General features: G+C 71.5%; 19 protein-coding genes. 2 read left to right on the top strand and 17 right to left on the bottom strand.

The genetic code is table 11. The features are described from left to right. Nucleotide 1: 1 nt before the first annotated feature. Together ACWGE1_RS11860 and ACWGE1_RS11855 are read right to left on the bottom strand one after the other, a co-directional pair. The gene (locus tag ACWGE1_RS11860) at nucleotides 2-544 is read right to left on the bottom strand and encodes a hypothetical protein (RefSeq protein WP_453420362.1); all 543 of its coding nucleotides are present in this window, start codon (nucleotides 542-544) and stop codon (nucleotides 2-4) included. Nucleotides 545-567: 23 nt separating this feature from the next. Further along, nucleotides 568-951: a helix-turn-helix domain-containing protein gene (locus tag ACWGE1_RS11855; RefSeq protein WP_453420361.1), complete on the bottom strand. Its 384-nt coding sequence runs from the start codon at nucleotides 949-951 to the stop codon at nucleotides 568-570. Nucleotides 952-1,043: 92 nt separating this feature from the next. On the opposite strand from ACWGE1_RS11855, the gene ACWGE1_RS11850 reads away from it, so the two are divergent. Next, the gene (locus tag ACWGE1_RS11850; RefSeq protein WP_453420360.1) at nucleotides 1,044-2,483 is read left to right on the top strand and encodes a hypothetical protein; all 1,440 of its coding nucleotides are present in this window, start codon (nucleotides 1,044-1,046) and stop codon (nucleotides 2,481-2,483) included. Between the two features lie 56 nt (nucleotides 2,484-2,539). On the opposite strand, the gene ACWGE1_RS11845 is transcribed toward ACWGE1_RS11850, so the two are convergent. From ACWGE1_RS11845 to ACWGE1_RS11835, 3 genes are all read right to left on the bottom strand, one after another. Beyond that, nucleotides 2,540-3,310 carry a putative protein N(5)-glutamine methyltransferase gene (locus ACWGE1_RS11845; RefSeq protein ID WP_453420382.1) on the bottom strand — a complete coding sequence of 257 codons (771 nt, stop codon included), beginning with the start codon at nucleotides 3,308-3,310 and terminating at the stop codon, nucleotides 2,540-2,542. Nucleotides 3,311-3,378: 68 nt separating this feature from the next. Next, complete coding sequence (locus tag ACWGE1_RS11840; protein WP_453420359.1) at nucleotides 3,379-4,623, bottom strand: GNAT family N-acetyltransferase; 1,245 nt, start codon at nucleotides 4,621-4,623, stop codon at nucleotides 3,379-3,381. A gap of 46 nt (nucleotides 4,624-4,669) precedes the next feature. Further along, the gene (locus tag ACWGE1_RS11835; RefSeq protein ID WP_453420358.1) at nucleotides 4,670-5,245 is read right to left on the bottom strand and encodes an RsiG family protein; all 576 of its coding nucleotides are present in this window, start codon (nucleotides 5,243-5,245) and stop codon (nucleotides 4,670-4,672) included. Between the two features lie 136 nt (nucleotides 5,246-5,381). On the opposite strand from ACWGE1_RS11835, the gene dtd reads away from it, so the two are divergent. Then, nucleotides 5,382-5,807 carry a D-aminoacyl-tRNA deacylase gene (gene dtd, locus ACWGE1_RS11830; protein WP_453420357.1) on the top strand — a complete coding sequence of 142 codons (426 nt, stop codon included), beginning with the start codon at nucleotides 5,382-5,384 and terminating at the stop codon, nucleotides 5,805-5,807. A 9-nt stretch (nucleotides 5,808-5,816) separates the two neighbouring features. Here the strand turns inward: dtd and ygfZ are convergent, their stop codons facing one another. The 12 genes from ygfZ to ACWGE1_RS11770 form a co-directional block, all read right to left on the bottom strand. Next, nucleotides 5,817-6,785 (bottom strand): CAF17-like 4Fe-4S cluster assembly/insertion protein YgfZ, encoded by a 969-nt coding sequence (gene ygfZ, locus ACWGE1_RS11825; RefSeq protein WP_453420356.1) that lies wholly within the window; start codon nucleotides 6,783-6,785, stop codon nucleotides 5,817-5,819. A 21-nt stretch (nucleotides 6,786-6,806) separates the two neighbouring features. Beyond that, complete coding sequence (locus ACWGE1_RS11820) at nucleotides 6,807-7,262, bottom strand: Fur family transcriptional regulator (protein WP_453420355.1); 456 nt, start codon at nucleotides 7,260-7,262, stop codon at nucleotides 6,807-6,809. Nucleotides 7,263-7,331: 69 nt separating this feature from the next. Continuing rightward, complete coding sequence (locus ACWGE1_RS11815; protein WP_030659031.1) at nucleotides 7,332-7,904, bottom strand: FABP family protein; 573 nt, start codon at nucleotides 7,902-7,904, stop codon at nucleotides 7,332-7,334. A 289-nt stretch (nucleotides 7,905-8,193) separates the two neighbouring features. Then, nucleotides 8,194-9,120: a hypothetical protein gene (locus ACWGE1_RS11810; protein WP_453420354.1), complete on the bottom strand. Its 927-nt coding sequence runs from the start codon at nucleotides 9,118-9,120 to the stop codon at nucleotides 8,194-8,196. Beyond that, nucleotides 9,117-9,968 carry a hypothetical protein gene (locus ACWGE1_RS11805; protein WP_453420353.1) on the bottom strand — a complete coding sequence of 284 codons (852 nt, stop codon included), beginning with the start codon at nucleotides 9,966-9,968 and terminating at the stop codon, nucleotides 9,117-9,119. The genes ACWGE1_RS11810 and ACWGE1_RS11805 overlap by 4 nt, the downstream gene beginning before the upstream one ends. Further along, nucleotides 9,965-10,756, bottom strand: a complete 792-nt coding sequence (locus ACWGE1_RS11800; protein WP_453420352.1) for a hypothetical protein — start codon at nucleotides 10,754-10,756, stop codon at nucleotides 9,965-9,967. Before ACWGE1_RS11800 ends, ACWGE1_RS11805 begins: the two co-directional genes overlap by 4 nt. Before the next feature lie 113 nt (nucleotides 10,757-10,869). Beyond that, nucleotides 10,870-11,133, bottom strand: a complete 264-nt coding sequence (locus tag ACWGE1_RS11795) for a DUF3099 domain-containing protein (protein ID WP_453420351.1) — start codon at nucleotides 11,131-11,133, stop codon at nucleotides 10,870-10,872. A gap of 122 nt (nucleotides 11,134-11,255) precedes the next feature. Then, the gene (locus ACWGE1_RS11790) at nucleotides 11,256-11,546 is read right to left on the bottom strand and encodes a DUF1416 domain-containing protein (protein WP_453420350.1); all 291 of its coding nucleotides are present in this window, start codon (nucleotides 11,544-11,546) and stop codon (nucleotides 11,256-11,258) included. Nucleotides 11,547-11,600: 54 nt separating this feature from the next. Next, nucleotides 11,601-12,446: a sulfurtransferase gene (locus ACWGE1_RS11785; protein ID WP_189734873.1), complete on the bottom strand. Its 846-nt coding sequence runs from the start codon at nucleotides 12,444-12,446 to the stop codon at nucleotides 11,601-11,603. 175 nt (nucleotides 12,447-12,621) lie between these two features. Next, nucleotides 12,622-12,705 carry a putative leader peptide gene (locus ACWGE1_RS11780; RefSeq protein WP_350206375.1) on the bottom strand — a complete coding sequence of 28 codons (84 nt, stop codon included), beginning with the start codon at nucleotides 12,703-12,705 and terminating at the stop codon, nucleotides 12,622-12,624. 161 nt (nucleotides 12,706-12,866) lie between these two features. Further along, nucleotides 12,867-13,583: an LmeA family phospholipid-binding protein gene (locus tag ACWGE1_RS11775; protein ID WP_453420349.1), complete on the bottom strand. Its 717-nt coding sequence runs from the start codon at nucleotides 13,581-13,583 to the stop codon at nucleotides 12,867-12,869. A 63-nt stretch (nucleotides 13,584-13,646) separates the two neighbouring features. After that, complete coding sequence (locus ACWGE1_RS11770) at nucleotides 13,647-14,840, bottom strand: hypothetical protein (protein ID WP_453420381.1); 1,194 nt, start codon at nucleotides 14,838-14,840, stop codon at nucleotides 13,647-13,649. Nucleotides 14,841-14,870 lie beyond the last annotated feature (30 nt).

Here is a 14,870-nt window from a genome sequence, read left to right as displayed (position 1 = left end):
CTCAGCTCGCGTCGTCCGCCGTGACCGCGACCTTCTTGGCCGTGCTCTTGCGCGCGGTGGACTTCCTCGCGGCGGGCTTCTCCTCGGCGGCGGCCCCGGCCGCCGGCTCGGCCGCGGCTTCCGGCTCCGCCTCGGGCTCGACGGCCACGGCGATGTCGACGATCTCCGCGGAGACCTCACCCCGCCAGTTCCGCACGGCCTGCTCACCGTGCTCGGCGACCTTGTCGTAGGTCTCCTTGGCGCGCACCGCGTACTCGGCGGCCACGCCGACACCGCGCAGCGCCAGGTCCTGGGCGGTCTCACCGAGCTTCTTCGCGTCGATCGCGCCGAGCACCTCGGCGACCTTGGCGGTGACCGCTTCCTGGACGGCCTTCGGGTCCGTGTTCTTCACGGCCTCGATGCGCGCGGGGGCCTCGGCGCGCAGCTGCTCGATCAGCTCGGGCACCTTCTTGGCCTGCTGCACGGCCAGGTCGGCGGTGCCTGCGGCGAAGTAGAGGGGAGTGGGGTCGGTGAGGGTCTTCTTCAGGTCATCGGCGATGGCCATGTGCTGGTCCTCCCGGATCAACTTCAGTTCGTCTTCGACGGCATCTCGTCGGCGGGCGCGTCGAGCGCGTTCTCCTTGCGGAACGACTCGTAGACCTGGAGCAGCACCTGCTTCTGCCGCTCATTGATCGACGGGTCGGCGAGTATGACTGCTCGCGTCTCCACCTCGTCCGGGTCCCGCTCATCCAGGATCCCGGCCTGCACGTACAGCGTCTCCGCGGAAATCCGCAGCGCCTTGGCCAGCTGCTGCAGAATGTCCGCGCTCGGCTTGCGCAGCCCGCGCTCGATCTGGCTCAGGTACGGATTCGACACCCCCGCCTGCTCGGCCAGCTGACGCAGCGAAAGCTGGGCCTGCCGGCGCTGCTCACGGAGGTACTCGCCGAGATTTCCGACGTTGAGCGATGCCATGCTCAGCATCCTGCCGCACATTGCTAACTATTGCAAGCACCATGCTTGCAGCATCTCCCACCGGACGCTCGCGGACGACATAGCCTTCGCCGGTGGCAACCAGAAGCAACCATCAGGGCGATCGCGCCGAGACCGGCCTGCCCGAGCCCGAGGCGCTGCTCCGCACGACCGATTGGGCCGCCCTCGATCATGCCCGAGGGCCGGCCGGCGACATCCCCGCGGTGCTGGCCGACCTCCACCACCCGGACCCCGCGGTCCGGGCCCGGGCCCTTGCACACGGCCTGGAGCCGGTGCGCCACCAGAACACCATCTACGCGGCGACACCGCCCGTCGCCCTGTACATCGCCGCGATCCTGCCGGACCGCAAGACCGCCGCGGTCGGCACGTACGAGCTCGAACAGCGCCGCCGTCCGCAGCCGCGACGGCTTCCCCTGCGCGCGGCGCTGCTGGACTGGCTGTACCTCCTCGCGCTCGACGCGGGCGACGACTGCCTTCGGATCACCAGGTTCCACGGCTTCGAAGACCCGGACATGGAACGTGTGCGCTCCCTGCGGCCGGTCCTCTTCCGTGCCGTGGCCGTGTTCCTCCGCGACGAGGACCCGGACGTGCGCCACGCCGCGTTGGCCGCCGCCGTCCCCCTCGTCGAGGACCCCGCCCTCGAAGCCTTCCGTGCCGGGCTCGTACCGCTCGCGCACGAGCTCCTCGCCACGAGCACCGACCACCGGTACAGGAGCTGCGTGATCGACGGTCTGCGCGCCTGGGGCCACGACGTCCACGGGCTCGAACCCTCCGCGGCCGGTCCCGTCGAGGCCCCGTCGGCACGGATGTACGACTGCCGCATGGAGGTCGACAGGGTGCCCGAGCTGCTGGAGCGGGTGAAGGCCGGGGACGACGCCGAAGCGTGGGACGAGCTGGAGTACCGGCTGGTCCTCGAATACGACCTGGTGTTCCCCGCGAGCTTCACCGCCCTGCCGCACCTGGTCCGGCTCGCCGCGGGAAGTGCGCGGGCGCGCGGTCTGGCCGGCTGGATCCTCCGGCGTGCGGCGGGCCACCACGGCTGCGACGACCTGCTGGCGGACTGCGCCGACGCCATCGGGGAGTTCCGCGCACTGCTGGACCTGCACCTGCGATCGCGGCCGGCCGACTACCCGGAGAGCTTCGCCGCGCTGCTCGCGGCCGTGGAGCAGTACCACTGGGCAGCTGTCCTGGGGGACTTCACGGACGACTTCTACGAAGTGGCCTGCCCCCACTGCGCCGTGGACGTGACAATCGCCATCGGGGACCACGGCCGCTACACGGCGATCCGGGACTGGCACCTGGGGGACATCGACCGTCGCGACCTGCGGCCTGCCGCTCCCGGAGAACTGTCCGGGACCGGCCGCTGGATGTACGAAACAGCCCTCCGGGACGGCCAGGGCCCTCTTGCCGACGGAATCACCCATCTCTTCGGCAAGGGCGAATGCCCGCGGTGCGCCAGCGTCTTCGGCATCGCCGACGAGTACGGCTCTGCCAACCTCCCCGTCCTGCGGTGAGCCGCGGTGCACCGCAAGGAGCGCGGTGCACCGCAAGGAGCCGGCGGGCCGCCGGCTCAGGCCGTGCCGATCACCACCGTCGCGTACAGCTCCTCCGACGTGGCCGCACGGACCGCGAGGCCCGCCGAGGTCAGGGCCGAGGCCGTCGACGGGGACTGGCGGGCGCTCGTCTCGATCAGCAGGTGGCCCCCCGGAGCCAGCCAGGGCAGCGCGCCCGCCGCCACCCGGCGGTGGATGTCCAGGCCGTCGGCCCCGCCGTCCAGGGAGACCAGCGGCTCGTGGTCACGCGCCTCCGGCGGCATCAGGCCGATCTCCTCCGTCGGCACGTACGGGGCGTTGACCACCAGCACGTCCACCCGGCCGCCCAGCGAGGACGGGAGCGCGGCGTACAGGTCGCCCTCCCACACCCGGCCGCCGTACGGGGCCACGTTGCGCCGCGCGTACGCCAGCGCCGCCGGGTCGATGTCCGCCGCGTGCAGCTCCACGCGCCCCGCCAGCTGCGCGGCCACCGCCGCGCCCAGCGCGCCGACCCCGCAGCACAGGTCCAGCACCACCGCGCCGGGCCGGGCCAGCGCCACCGCCTCCTGCACCAGGAACTCGGTGCGCCGGCGCGGTACGAAGGCCCCCGCGCCGACCTCCATGCGCAGCCCGCAGAACTCCGCCCAGCCGACCACGTGTTCCAGCGGTTCGCCGCCCACCCGGCGGGCCAGCAGCTCCGCCAGGTGACCGGCGTCGGTGGCGGCCCCGCTCAGGAGCTCCGCCTCCTCCTCCGCGAAGACGCAGCCTGCGGCGCGCAGCGATTCCACAAGTGACGTCAAATGGCTCAGTCCTCGGTGAACGGTCGGATCGGTGATCAAGGGGCAAAGGTCAAGGATCAAGGGTCAAGGATCCGGGATCAGAAGATGTCCGGGCACCACGGACGGCGCGCGGTACGGAACACCGCGTCCGCCAGCAGGGCCGCCCCCGGCCGCTCCTGCGTCACCCGTCCCAGCGCGGCCAGCCGCACCGCGGACGCGTCACCCAGGTACAGGGAGCCCAGCGCGGCCACGTCCAGCCGCAGGTCCGCCGGCTCCTGCGTCCGCTCGCACGTCGCGGTACCCGCGTCCAGCCGGTAGCGGCCCGCCGCCGGACCCGTCGGGTCGGTGACCTCCAGGACGAGCGTCCCGGGCACCTCGTACGTCCGCGCGCCCAGCGCCCGTACGACGTCCAGCACCCGTACCCACAGGAAGTCCGCCGCGGAGACGACCCGGGCCGACCGCGGGTCGGGCAGCAGCTGGGGTGCGAGGTCGTCGGGGGCCCGGTAGCCGGTGCGGACCTTCTGCACCCAGTCGATGGAGCACAGGAACTGCCACAGCGCCCGCTCCGCCTGCGGGGTGACCGCCAGCAGGTCCCTGACCTGCACGGTGTTCAGCGGAACCTTCGCATCCGTCCAGTGGTCGTCGGCGGTGTAGGTGACGAGGCCGGCCACTTCCCCCTCCGCCGTCCGGTACACGGCGTGGAACCGCTCCTTGTACGGGCGGTACGACCACTCCTCCCGGCCGGTCGCCAGGCTCCACCAGCGCTCGTCCCGGTTCACGGCTCCGGGCGTGAGCGCCCGCAGCCGCTCGTGCAGCCCGGGCCCCACCCGCCGCACCTCTTCCACGTCCACCAGCTCGATCCGCCCGCCGTCCACGGGCGCCGACAGCCTCCGGTCCAGGCCGGTGCGCGGTACGTCGATCTCCCACTCCACGAGGGAGGTGGCGGGCCCGAAGCCGTACCGCCCGTAGATCGGGTACTCGGCGGCGATCAGCGTCGCCAGCGCATCGCCGCGCGCCTCGGCCGCGGCGAACTCGGCGGCCATCATCCGGGTCAGCAGACCCTGGCGGCGGTGGGTGGGCAGCACGCCGACGTTCGAGACCGCGGTGGAGGTGACGGCGGCCCCGCCGGGCACGGTCAGTTCCTGCGGGAAGGAACGCAGGGCCGCCACGCAGCGACCGCTGTCGCCGTCGAACGCTCCCTGCATCCGGGAGAAGTCGCTGTACTTGGCCCGCTGGGCTATGTCGGACTCGGTCACCCGGTTCGCGGTCAGGAAACCGGTGTGCACCGTGCGCAGCCAGTCGGGGAGTTCGGATTCGGCGATCGGCCGGACGTCAGCACTCATAGCGGCCCACGCTAATCCTCCGGCCGCCGCCGGTCGCGCGAATTTTCTACGCCAGCAGGTCGTCCACCTGCGCCTCGCCCTCCCGGTAGCGCCGGGTGATCTCCGCGCTGCAGTCGTCCACCGTGCGCTGGAGCTGCTGGCGGCGGCGCGAGACCTGCTGCTCGTAGCGCACCAGCCGGCCCATCCCGTCGTGCAGCTCGTCGTCCGTGCGGGCGCCCAGGTCCGACAGCTCCACGTCGGACAGCATCTCCGCCGCGAGCAGCCGGTACTCCTCGCTGTGCGGGGTGCCGAGCGTGACGTGCCGGGCGGAGGCGCTGCGGCTGGAGGGGGCGTCGGCGAGGATCACGGAGAGCCGGTCCACCACCGGCGTCTCGGGGTCCGTCCGCCGGGCCAGCTCGGCGCGCAGGATGTCGATGCGGCCCTGGAGCAGTCTGCGCACATAGCTCAGATCGGCCTCGTCGCGCTGCGCGTCACGGCGCAGCGCGCGCAGTTCCGGCAGTCCGAGCGCAGTGGTCGGGGCCGACGGCCCCTGCGTCTCGGCCGTGCGCTGCGCGGGCGGTCGTACCGCGGCAGCCGCGACGGAAGCGGGTGATGCAGGTACGGAGGTACCAGAAGTATTCATACGAACGGGTCCGTCCCCTCGACCGGTGCGGCGCACCCGCACCGCCTGCGTGCATCGTGCCACTCTCCGTGGCCCGCATGCAGTCCCACTCCACCCGATCGGCCCCGGACGGGTGCAAGCCTGATACACAGGTGGTATGCGAGCAGTGGTGCAGAGGGTGGACGGCGCGAGTGTCGTCGTGGACGGCGAGACCGTGGGCGAGATCGTCGGCGAGGGACTGTGCGTGCTGGTGGGGGTGACCCACGACGACACCCCGGAGAAGGCGGCGCTGCTGGCGCGCAAGCTGTGGTCCGTACGGATCCTGGAGGGCGAGAAGTCCTGCAGCGACAACGGGGCACCTCTGCTGGTGATCTCCCAGTTCACGCTCTACGGCGATGCCCGCAAGGGCCGCCGGCCCACCTGGAACGCGGCGGCGCCCGGCCCGGTGGCCGAACCTCTGGTCGACGAGGTCGTGGCGCAGCTGCGCGCGCTGGGCGCGACGGTGGAGACGGGCCGGTTCGGCGCGGACATGCGTGTCTCGCTGACCAATCACGGCCCGTTCACCATCGTCATCGACATCTGAGGCGGCCGGTCAGGGCGCTACGACGACCTCCTGCGCGGCGGCCGTCTTCCCGGCCAGCAGCGGCGCGTCGACCGGCACGTTCCGCTTGACCAGCGCGAGCGCGATCGGGCCCAGCTCGTGGTGGCGGACGGCCGTGGTCACGAAGCCCAGCTGGCGCCCCTCCTCCCCGTCCGCGGCGAGCCGCAGCGGGGTGCCGTGCGCCGGGAGCAGCACCTCCGAGCCGTCCAGGTGCAGGAAGACCAGGCGGCGCGGGGGCTTGCCCAGGTTGTGGACGCGGGCCACCGTCTCCTGGCCGCGGTAGCAGCCCTTCTGCAGGTGCACGGCGGTGCCGATCCAGCCCAGCTCGTGCGGGATCGTCCGGTGGTCGGTCTCCAGGCCGAGCCGCGGCCGGTGCGCCTCGACGCGCAGGGCCTCGTACGCGAGCAGGCCGGCGGCCGGGCCGTGCGCCGCGGCGAAGGACTCCAGCTCGGCTCGGGGCAGGAAGACGTCACGGCCGTGCGCGGTCTCCCGTACGACGTGCTCCTTGGCGACCTCGGCGATCGAGCCGGCCGGCAGGTGCACGATCGCGAAATCGTCCGTGCGGTCGGCGACTTCGACGCGGTAGAAGAACTTCATGGACTCCAGGTAGGCGATCAGCTCGCCCTGGGTGCCCGGCTCGACGTGCGCCCACGTGGTCTCGCCGTCGTCGACGAGGTAGAGCGCGTGCTCGATGTGGCCGTTGGCGGAGAGGATCAGTGCCTCGGTGGCCTGCCCGGCCGGCAGCTCCGTGACGTGCTGGGTGAGCAGCAGGTGCAGCCAGCTCAGCCGCTCCGGTCCGGTGACGCCGACGACTCCGCGGTGCGAGAGGTCGACGAAGCCGCGGCCCTCCGCGAGGGCGCGCTGTTCGCCGTACAGCTCGCCGTAGTGGGCGGCGACGCCCTCGTCACGGCCTTCGGCCGGTACGGCGCCGGGGAGATGGAGCAAGGGGCTGCTGGTCATGCGACCAAGCCTACGACCCTGCTACGCCTGTGCGTCACGCTGTTTGGCGGCGCACTTCCTGCACAGGCCGAAGATCGCGAAATGCTTCATGTCGGTCTCGAAACCGAAGGTGGCACGGAGCTTCGCCGTGAACTCGGCGGCGACGTCCACGTCCGCCTCGATCACCTCGGCGCAGTCGCGGCAGACCAGGTGGATGTGGTGGTGCCGGTCGGCGAGGTGGTAGGTGGGGGCCCCGTGCCCGAGGTGGGCGTGCGAGACCAGCTTGAGCTCCTCCAGGAGCTCCAGGGTGCGGTAGACGGTGGAGATGTTGACCCCGGAGGCGGTCTTGCGCACCTCGCCGAGGATCTCGTCCGGGGTGGCGTGCTCCAGGGCGTCCACCGCTTCGAGCACGAGCTGGCGCTGCGGTGTCAGCCGGTATCCGCGCTGCCGCAGGTCGCTCTTCCAGTCAGAGCTTTCGGTGTCCACGCTGCTCCCCACCCGGCCAGTGTATGCGTGCGAAGGGGACCACGGGCGATCCCGCGGTCCCCTTTCGCACAGCCTGTGGACTCAGCGGAAGAAGGCGATGCCGTCGTCCGGCATGTCGGGGAGGTTGCGCGCCATCTCGGCGACCTCCTCGGGCGTGACGACCTTCTTGAGCTGGGCCGACATGTACGGGCGCAGCTCGACGTCCGGGGTGGCCTTCTCGCCGACCCACATGAGGTCGCTCTTCACGTAGCCGTAGAGCCGCTTGCCGCCGCTGTACGGGCCGGAGGCCGCGGTACGGGCGACCGCGTCCGTGACCAGGTCGATCTGGGGCTTCTGGTCGGCGAGCTCGCCGTACCAGACCTCGACGACGCCCTGGTCGCGGACCATGACGATCTCGACCTTGCGGTCCTTGTCGATGCGCCAGTAGCCCGACTCGGACTCCAGCGGGCGCACCTTGTTGCCCTCGGCGTCGAGGACCCAGGTGTGGGAGGTGTACTCCAGGAAGTCCCGGCCGTCGTGGCTGAAGACGACCTCCTGGCCGAAGTTGCACTTCTCCTCACCGGGGAAGTCGAAGACTCCCGCACCCTCCCAGTTGCCGAGGAGGAAGGCGAGGGGGACGAGGCCCGGGTTCAGGTCGGACGGGATCTGGATCATGAATGGCTGCTCAGGCGATCTGTGGGAGGGGTTCCGGGGCGGTCAGCAGGGCGGACGCTCAGCGCTGACCCTGGTACAGCTTCTTGACGGCCAGGCCGGTGAAGGCCATGACGCCGACGCAGACCAGGACCAGCAGGGAGGTGAAGACTGCCTCAAGCACGGGGTGCTCCTCGGAATTCGTTCGGGGGGTACGGGCCGGTTCCCAAGCCTACTGTCCCGGGGCCGGGCGCACTGTGTGAGGTGGCCCGTACCCCGGCGCCCGCCCGGCCGGCGGACCGGCGGACCGGCGTCAGCTCAGCAGCTGGCTCTGCAGGATCACCGTCTGGTGGAAGGGGACGGGGGCCACCTCGCCCTTGCGGGTCTGGATGACCACGCCGAGGACGTCACCCGACTGGAGGCACCCGACCTTGGTCTGTTCGTCCCCCAGGACGGGCTTCACCTCCTGGTACACGCCGACCTCGCTCCTGCCGGCCATGCCCGAACCCGGGAAACGCAAGGGGACGATGGCGTTCTGCGTGCTCTTGACCCCGGTCCAGACGTCGTCCAGCTCCAGGGCCGAGACGCCGTTCAGCCGTGCGTTGGTGTCACAGCCCTTGAAGGCGTCCACGAAACCCGACGCGTTGAAGCGCAGCAGGTAGACGTGCGTCCGCGTGCCGTCCGGCATCGTCCAGCCCCGGCCGGTGATCTGGCGCAGCCCGTCCCATTCGAGGGACTGCTTCAACTTCTCGCGCACGTCGGGCGCGTACTCCTCCAGGAAGACGTCGGCCGACACCGCCCCGTCCTTGTCCGCCTTGACCGCGTCGTCGGCCCTGGCGCCCTTCGGAGCGGGCAGGAGCAGGCCGGTGAGCTGCCCGTAGTGCGTCTCGTCCGTGTTGTCGGGGCCCTGGGGCAGGGGTGCGCCCGCGGGCAGCGCCGGCTGGGACAGCGCCGGGAAGGTCCAGCGGCCGTCGTCCGCGGTGGAGAGGCCCGGGATCCTGGTGCGCTCGGGCAGGGTGATCCCGTACGCGACCCCCGCGCCGACGGTGGCGAAGACGGCGACGGCGGCGGTCCAGCGCAGCGCGGCGAACAGGCGCCGCCGGTCCTTGGGCGCAACCGGCGAGGGCTCGGGGGCCTCCTCGGGCTCCAGGGTTTCCTGGGGCTCGGGGGTCTCCTGGGGCACGGGCTCGGGGTCGCGCCCGGGCTCGGGCACGGTGCCGGTGGTGGTCTGCTCGCTCACACGGACTCCCCGGGGGACTTGAGGTGGTTCAGCTGCTCCTTGAACAGGGCGGTGACATCGCTCGCCGAGAATCCCGGGGACCACCCGTAGGTCCGGTAGGTCACCAGCACGTCTCCCTCCACGGCCACACACTCGAGGGTGGCGATCTCCTGCTTCTTGCCGTCGACCAGGGAGTCCAGCGCGCACTTCGCCCCGGGGAAACCGTCCACCTTGGGCGCCTGGCCGTCGGCCCCGGTCAGTTCGAGGATCTTCTTGGCGAACTCGGCGAACTTCCCGAGCTCCTTCGGGTCCGCCTGCATGAGCTGGATCTCGGAGACCATCGCCCCGCCGCCGTTCCCCCGGGCGTAACTGCGCCCGGCCAGGCCCTTGAGCTTCAGGTCCGCCAGCGCCCTGTCGCGCTCCCCGCGCTCACCGGCGGACAGTCCCGAGTGATCGTCCTTGTATGCCTGCACCGCCCGCTCGCCCGAGACGAAGTAGTCGTTGCCCTCGGCGTCGATGTCGGGGCCGAGCCAGTAGCTCGGGGGCAGCGGCAGCAGCTTGGTCTTGAGCTCCGCCACCGGCACGGACGGGACCGGGGCGGGCGAGCCGGTGGGCACGCCCTCCGCCATCCAGTACCGCGTCGGCGCGGTCCGCTCGGCATCGTCGAGCGCGGCCGAGAACCAGAGGCCCGACCCCACGAGGACGACGACGCCCACGGCCGCCGCCACCAGCTTGACCGTCCTGGCCTTCACCCTGCGCGCGGGCACGGCGGCGTCCGGCACGGCGCCCTCGACGGCTTCGGCTGCTCCGGCTGCTCCGGCTGCTTCGACTGATTCGACTGCTTCGGTCACGTTCTCCCGCTCGCTCACAGCCGCTCCATCTGCCGCTTGGCCAGGTCGGCCACGGTCTTCTCGTCGATGTCGCCGCGGTTGTTCACGTACGTGATGTGCATGACGATGTCGCCGCGACGGGCCACCGCGGTGGCCCGCCGGACCGGGAGGTAGCCGGGCTTCTCGCTCGCTTCGGAGTTGACCCACAGCTGGCCGAAGTCCGCGGGAACGCCCGGAACCTCACTGCCCCCGTTGCCCGCGAACTTCGAGGTCGGCATGTACTCCTCGACGCCCGACTGGAACGACTCGGCCCCGTGCCGGTTCTGGAACTGGATCAGACGGATCTCGACGAAGTTGCTGAGGTCCTCGGACCACCGCACGGTGGCGGCCCTGCCGACGTTCTTGCGGATGAGGCCACCGATCGCCGCGGGAGGGTTCGCGTAGAAGTCCACGGCGAACTCGTCCGGGGACTGGGCGCCCGAGAAGCCGACCGTCGCACCGCCGGGAGCCTCCAGCAGCTTCGCGACGAGGTCCTCGTCCGCCTTGTGCCAGCGGTTGGCGTTGATCGAGCGCCGGCTGGTCGAGTCGTTCATCGCCGGCGGCTTCGCAGTGGCCATGTCCTGCTGGGCCAGCGGCGGCAGCGGGGTGGGCTCGCGGTGGTACTGGACCGCGTAGCCGGTGATCGTCCCGGCGAGGACGCCGAGTGCGGCCGCGCCCGCGATCAGGAGCGTCGTGCGCCCCGCGCGGCGGCGGGGGGCCGAAGTGTCCGGCTCCGGTGCACTCTCCCCCTCTTTCCGCTGCTCAGGGATGGTCTGTTCGTGTTCCAAAGGGGTCCCCCACACAACCGGCGGCGCGGGCTGGATACCCGCGCGTACCCCATGACCCGTACCGGAGGGGCGCAGTTGTACGAAGGGAGATCACGTTCTCGTCTCGCGGGGCCTCAGTCCTCGTGGCGCCGCTTTCCGTCCAGTTCGTCCCACCACTCGTCGGACTTCGGATCGCCCGAGGGGTCGTCCCACCAGCGGTCGTCCGGTCCGCGCCGGTTGGCGATCACCGCGGCGACCGGCGGGATGACCATGGCGACCACGCACATGGCCACGGCGGCCTCCACCGACCACAGGCGCACGACGGCCCAGGCGGAGACGAAGAGGACGAGGCATCCGCCCATCAGCAGGAAGTAGGCGCGCCGGCGCCGGGCGTACATGCCTCCAGGGTAGGACCGGGCGGACGCGGACGGCACGAAGGGCCGCACCCCGTTCCAGTGGCGTCCAACCCCCGGGGGTGCGGCCCTTCGGCCGTTCGATCAGGCGATCACATGTGCGGTGCTCAGACCGCGATCGCCACGTCCGTCACGCCGCCGGCCTCGGCGACCACGACGGCACGGTCCGCCTGGCCACCCGGGACGAGCGCCCGCAGCGTCCAGGAGCCGGTGGCGGCGTAGAAGCGGAACTGGCCGGTCGCCGAGGTCGGGACCTCGGCGGTGAACTCGCCGGTCGAGTCCAGCAGGCGGACGTAGCCGGACACCGGCTCGCCGTCCTTGGTGATCTGGCCCTGGATGGCGGTCTCACCGGGCTTCAGCGTCGCGAGGTCGGGCCCGCCGATCTGTGCTCCACACATGTTCTCTGTCCTGTCCTAGAGAGGTCGTACTACGAGGGCGTCGCGTGCCCGGATTTACTTGTTGGCGCCGAGCTCGATCGGCACGCCGACGAGCGAGCCGTACTCGGTCCACGAACCGTCGTAGTTCTTGACGTTCTCCTGGCCCAGGAGCTCGTGCAGCACGAACCACGTGAGCGCGGAGCGCTCACCGATGCGGCAGTAGGCGATGGTGTCCTTCGCCAGGTCGACCTGCTCCGCCTGGTAGAGGGCGGTCAGCTCGTCGTCCGACTTGAAGGTGCCGTCGTCGTTGGCGTTCTTCGACCACGGGATGTTGCGGGCGCTCGGCACGTGGCCGGGGCGCTGCGACTGCTCCTGCGGGAGGTGCGCCGGGGCGAGCAGCTTGCCGGAGAACTCGTCGGGCGAACGGACGTCGACCAGGTTCAGGGAGCCGATCGCGGCGACGACGTCGTCGCGGAAGGCACGGATGGAGGTGTCCTGGGCCTTGGCCTTGTACTCGGTGGCCGGGCGGTTCGGGACGTCCTTGCCGTCGACCAGGTCGCGGGAGTCGAGCTCCCACTTCTTGCGGCCGCCGTCGAGGAGCTTGACGTCCTGGTGGCCGTAGAGCTTGAAGTACCAGTAGGCGTAGGACGCGAACCAGTTGTTGTTGCCGCCGTAGAGGACGACGGTGTCGTCGTTGGAGATGCCCTTGGCGGAGAGCAGCTTCTCGAAGCCCTCCTGGTCCACGAAGTCGCGGCGGACCGGGTCCTGGAGGTCGCTCTTCCAGTCGATCCGGACGGCGTTGGTGATGTGGTTCTTGTCGTACGCGGACGTGTCCTCGTCCACCTCGACGATGACGACGTTGGCGTCGTTCAGGTGGGCCTCGACCCAGTCGGCGTCTACGAGGACGTCGCTGCGGCTCATGGTGTTCTCCTCCGGGGCAGTGTGCGGCGGGGCTGTGCGGGTAACGCTTGCTGCGTGCCTGCGGGTGCGCTCGAGTTCCTGAGCGGGGAGGCGTCAGGGGATCAGGAGGCCGGTGCGGTCACGCGGGAAGGGCCTTGGGGCCGTCGTCCGTCGATGGAGCGGATGCGCTCTCAGGTCACATGGATCGACAGAGCATGGCGGCGACGCGACACAGGTCTACTGCCCGTCGCTTCGTGAGGTCCGCCTGCTGATGCTTCATAGCCATGGATCGTAGGGACGAATCAGCCGCCCTGTCACCGGCGTGTCATATTCCGAGACGGGATCGTCCGAATATTGGGATGCGAAGCCCCTCGGGCGGCCGCCGCGCCGCCCCGGGACCCCTCGTACGGCCCGTCCTTCTGCGGATCGGACCGCACCGTCTCACGATCCGGCCACCACCACGTTCGAGCCACCCAGCGCGAGGTGCACGCCGGCCTCGTCCGAGGTCAGGGAGGAGAGACGGAGCCCGGCCGGCAGGCCGCTGTCGAGGCTGCGGTCGAAGTCGGTCTTCCGGCGGATCAGCTTCTCGACCCCGGGGACGCTCCCGCCCGGCACCTCGTCGGCGCGCACCCGGACGATCTTGCCGCCCTTCCCGTCCGGTGCGTCCTGGAGGGTGACGGTCGACACCACGCTGTGCGTCAGGGTCTTGCCGAGGACCTCCACCGTCGCGGTGACCTTCACCTTGCCCGGCGCCCCGCCGTAGGAAAGGGTCCCGCCGGTCTGCGAGGCCGCCGTCAGGTCGGCGTAGGTGATGAGCGCGCTGCCCTCGGCCCGGTCGGCGGTGCCGCCGCTGTAGTCGCCGTTCAGCTTCACGCCGTGGAAGCTCGCTTCCAGCTCCGAGAGCCGCGTCTTGCGGCCCTCGGCGGCCACCTCGACCCCGCTGAGCTTCAGGTCGACCCGATCCAGGTCACGACTGACCAGCTGGGTGAGGAAGGGAAATCCCTCGATCTTCACCTCCGCGGAACCGGCCAGGCCCTGCCGCGCCTGTATTCGTTCCGCCAGCTGGTTCTCGACATAGCCGGAGGCCCAGCGGTCCACGCCCACGAACAGGGCACCCAGAACCACTCCGATGATCACAACGACGCGCAGGAAACGCACGTTCCCTCCCCCTACTAATCGGTACGTGCGTTCTAGTTGACCATGGCGCCCGTCGGGCAGGGATCAGCCCACCACCCGGCCGATCAGGTACACGGCGGGGGCGGCCGCCGCGAGCGGCAGGGCGACACCGGCCGTCATGTGGACGAACTTCGACGGGTAGTCGTACGCCGCCACGCGCAGTCCGACCAGCGCGCACGCACCGGCGACGAGACCGATCAGGGCCCCGCCCGCACCGACCGAGGTCATTCCTCCGACGGCGATACCGGCCCCGGCGGCCGCGGCCAGCGAAACGCCGACCGAGGGGGCCGTGGGCAGCGGCAGCGCACGGGCGAAGACGGCGACCGCGACGGCTGCGGCGCCGACCGTGGCGGCGGCGGAATCGGCCGCCAGATATCCGGCGCAGATGATGGCGAGGGCGGCCGAGGCCACCGAGGCCATGAGCCCGTACATCCGCTCATCGGGATCGGCGTGGCTGCGCAGCTGGAGGACGAGCGTGAGCAGCACCCAGGCGCCGAGGGTGCCGACGATCGCGCCGGGGCCGTACGTGGGGTCCACGGCGAGCACGGCCGCGTCGGCGACGAGGGCTCCGGCGAAGGCGAGGGCGATGCCCTGGCGGGCGGGCCACATGCCGTTGAGCCGGAACCAGCCGGCCGCGGTGAGGCCCTGGAGGGCGATCAGCGGCAGGAGCAGGGCGTACTGCCCGAGGGCGGCGGCCGCGGCGAGCAGCAGCCCGAGGGCGGCGGTCAGTATGGCGGACTGCGGGCCGGGGTCGATGATCGGCGAGCGGCCCTCGGCGCGGGCCTGGGCGGGGTCGACGGCGCGCAGGGTGTTCCCGGCGAGGGTGGGCGGGGACCAGGAGGTGATCTCCTGCGGCTCACCGGATTCCGCGGCCGGATCCCCGGCGGGGTCCTCGCCCGGGGCGGCTGCCGCCAGGGGCGGGAGGTAGGCGGTCTGCTCGGCGGCGGACACGTCCGCCACGGGCGGCAAATACGCGGTCTCCTCGACCGCCGCCGGCTGCTGGTGCTGTTGCTGCTCGGGGCCGGGGTACGGCGGCAGGTAGGCCGTCTCGGCGCCCTGCGGCCAGTCCTGCACCGGAGCCGGGGCGGGCGCGGGCGCCTGGGCCTGGACCTCGTCGCGGAACCAGCCCTCCGGAGCCACCGCCTGCTGCTGGTGCTGCTGGTACTGCTCGTGCTGCTGCTCGGGGCCGGGGTACGGCGGCAGGTAGGCCGTCTCGGCGCCCTGCGGCCAGTCCTGCACCGGAGCCGGGGCGGGCGCGGGCGCCTGGGC

Source organism: Streptomyces sp. NPDC054932 (assembly GCF_053610205.1).
This window is presented reverse-complemented; position numbering and strand designations above follow the sequence as displayed.

Coding starts and splice junctions, on each gene's coding strand:
- ACWGE1_RS11860 (WP_453420362.1), bottom strand. CDS start 544: ATGGCCATCGCCGATGACCTGAAGAAGACCCTCACCGACCCCACTCCC.
- ACWGE1_RS11855 (WP_453420361.1), bottom strand. CDS start 951: ATGGCATCGCTCAACGTCGGAAATCTCGGCGAGTACCTCCGTGAGCAG.
- ACWGE1_RS11840 (WP_453420359.1), bottom strand. CDS start 4,623: ATGAGTGCTGACGTCCGGCCGATCGCCGAATCCGAACTCCCCGACTGG.
- ACWGE1_RS11835 (WP_453420358.1), bottom strand. CDS start 5,245: ATGAATACTTCTGGTACCTCCGTACCTGCATCACCCGCTTCCGTCGCG.
- dtd (WP_453420357.1), top strand. CDS start 5,382: ATGCGAGCAGTGGTGCAGAGGGTGGACGGCGCGAGTGTCGTCGTGGAC.
- ygfZ (WP_453420356.1), bottom strand. CDS start 6,785: ATGACCAGCAGCCCCTTGCTCCATCTCCCCGGCGCCGTACCGGCCGAA.
- ACWGE1_RS11815 (WP_030659031.1), bottom strand. CDS start 7,904: ATGATCCAGATCCCGTCCGACCTGAACCCGGGCCTCGTCCCCCTCGCC.
- ACWGE1_RS11795 (WP_453420351.1), bottom strand. CDS start 11,133: ATGTACGCCCGGCGCCGGCGCGCCTACTTCCTGCTGATGGGCGGATGC.
- ACWGE1_RS11790 (WP_453420350.1), bottom strand. CDS start 11,546: ATGTGTGGAGCACAGATCGGCGGGCCCGACCTCGCGACGCTGAAGCCC.
- ACWGE1_RS11785 (WP_189734873.1), bottom strand. CDS start 12,446: ATGAGCCGCAGCGACGTCCTCGTAGACGCCGACTGGGTCGAGGCCCAC.
- ACWGE1_RS11780 (WP_350206375.1), bottom strand. CDS start 12,705: ATGAAGCATCAGCAGGCGGACCTCACGAAGCGACGGGCAGTAGACCTG.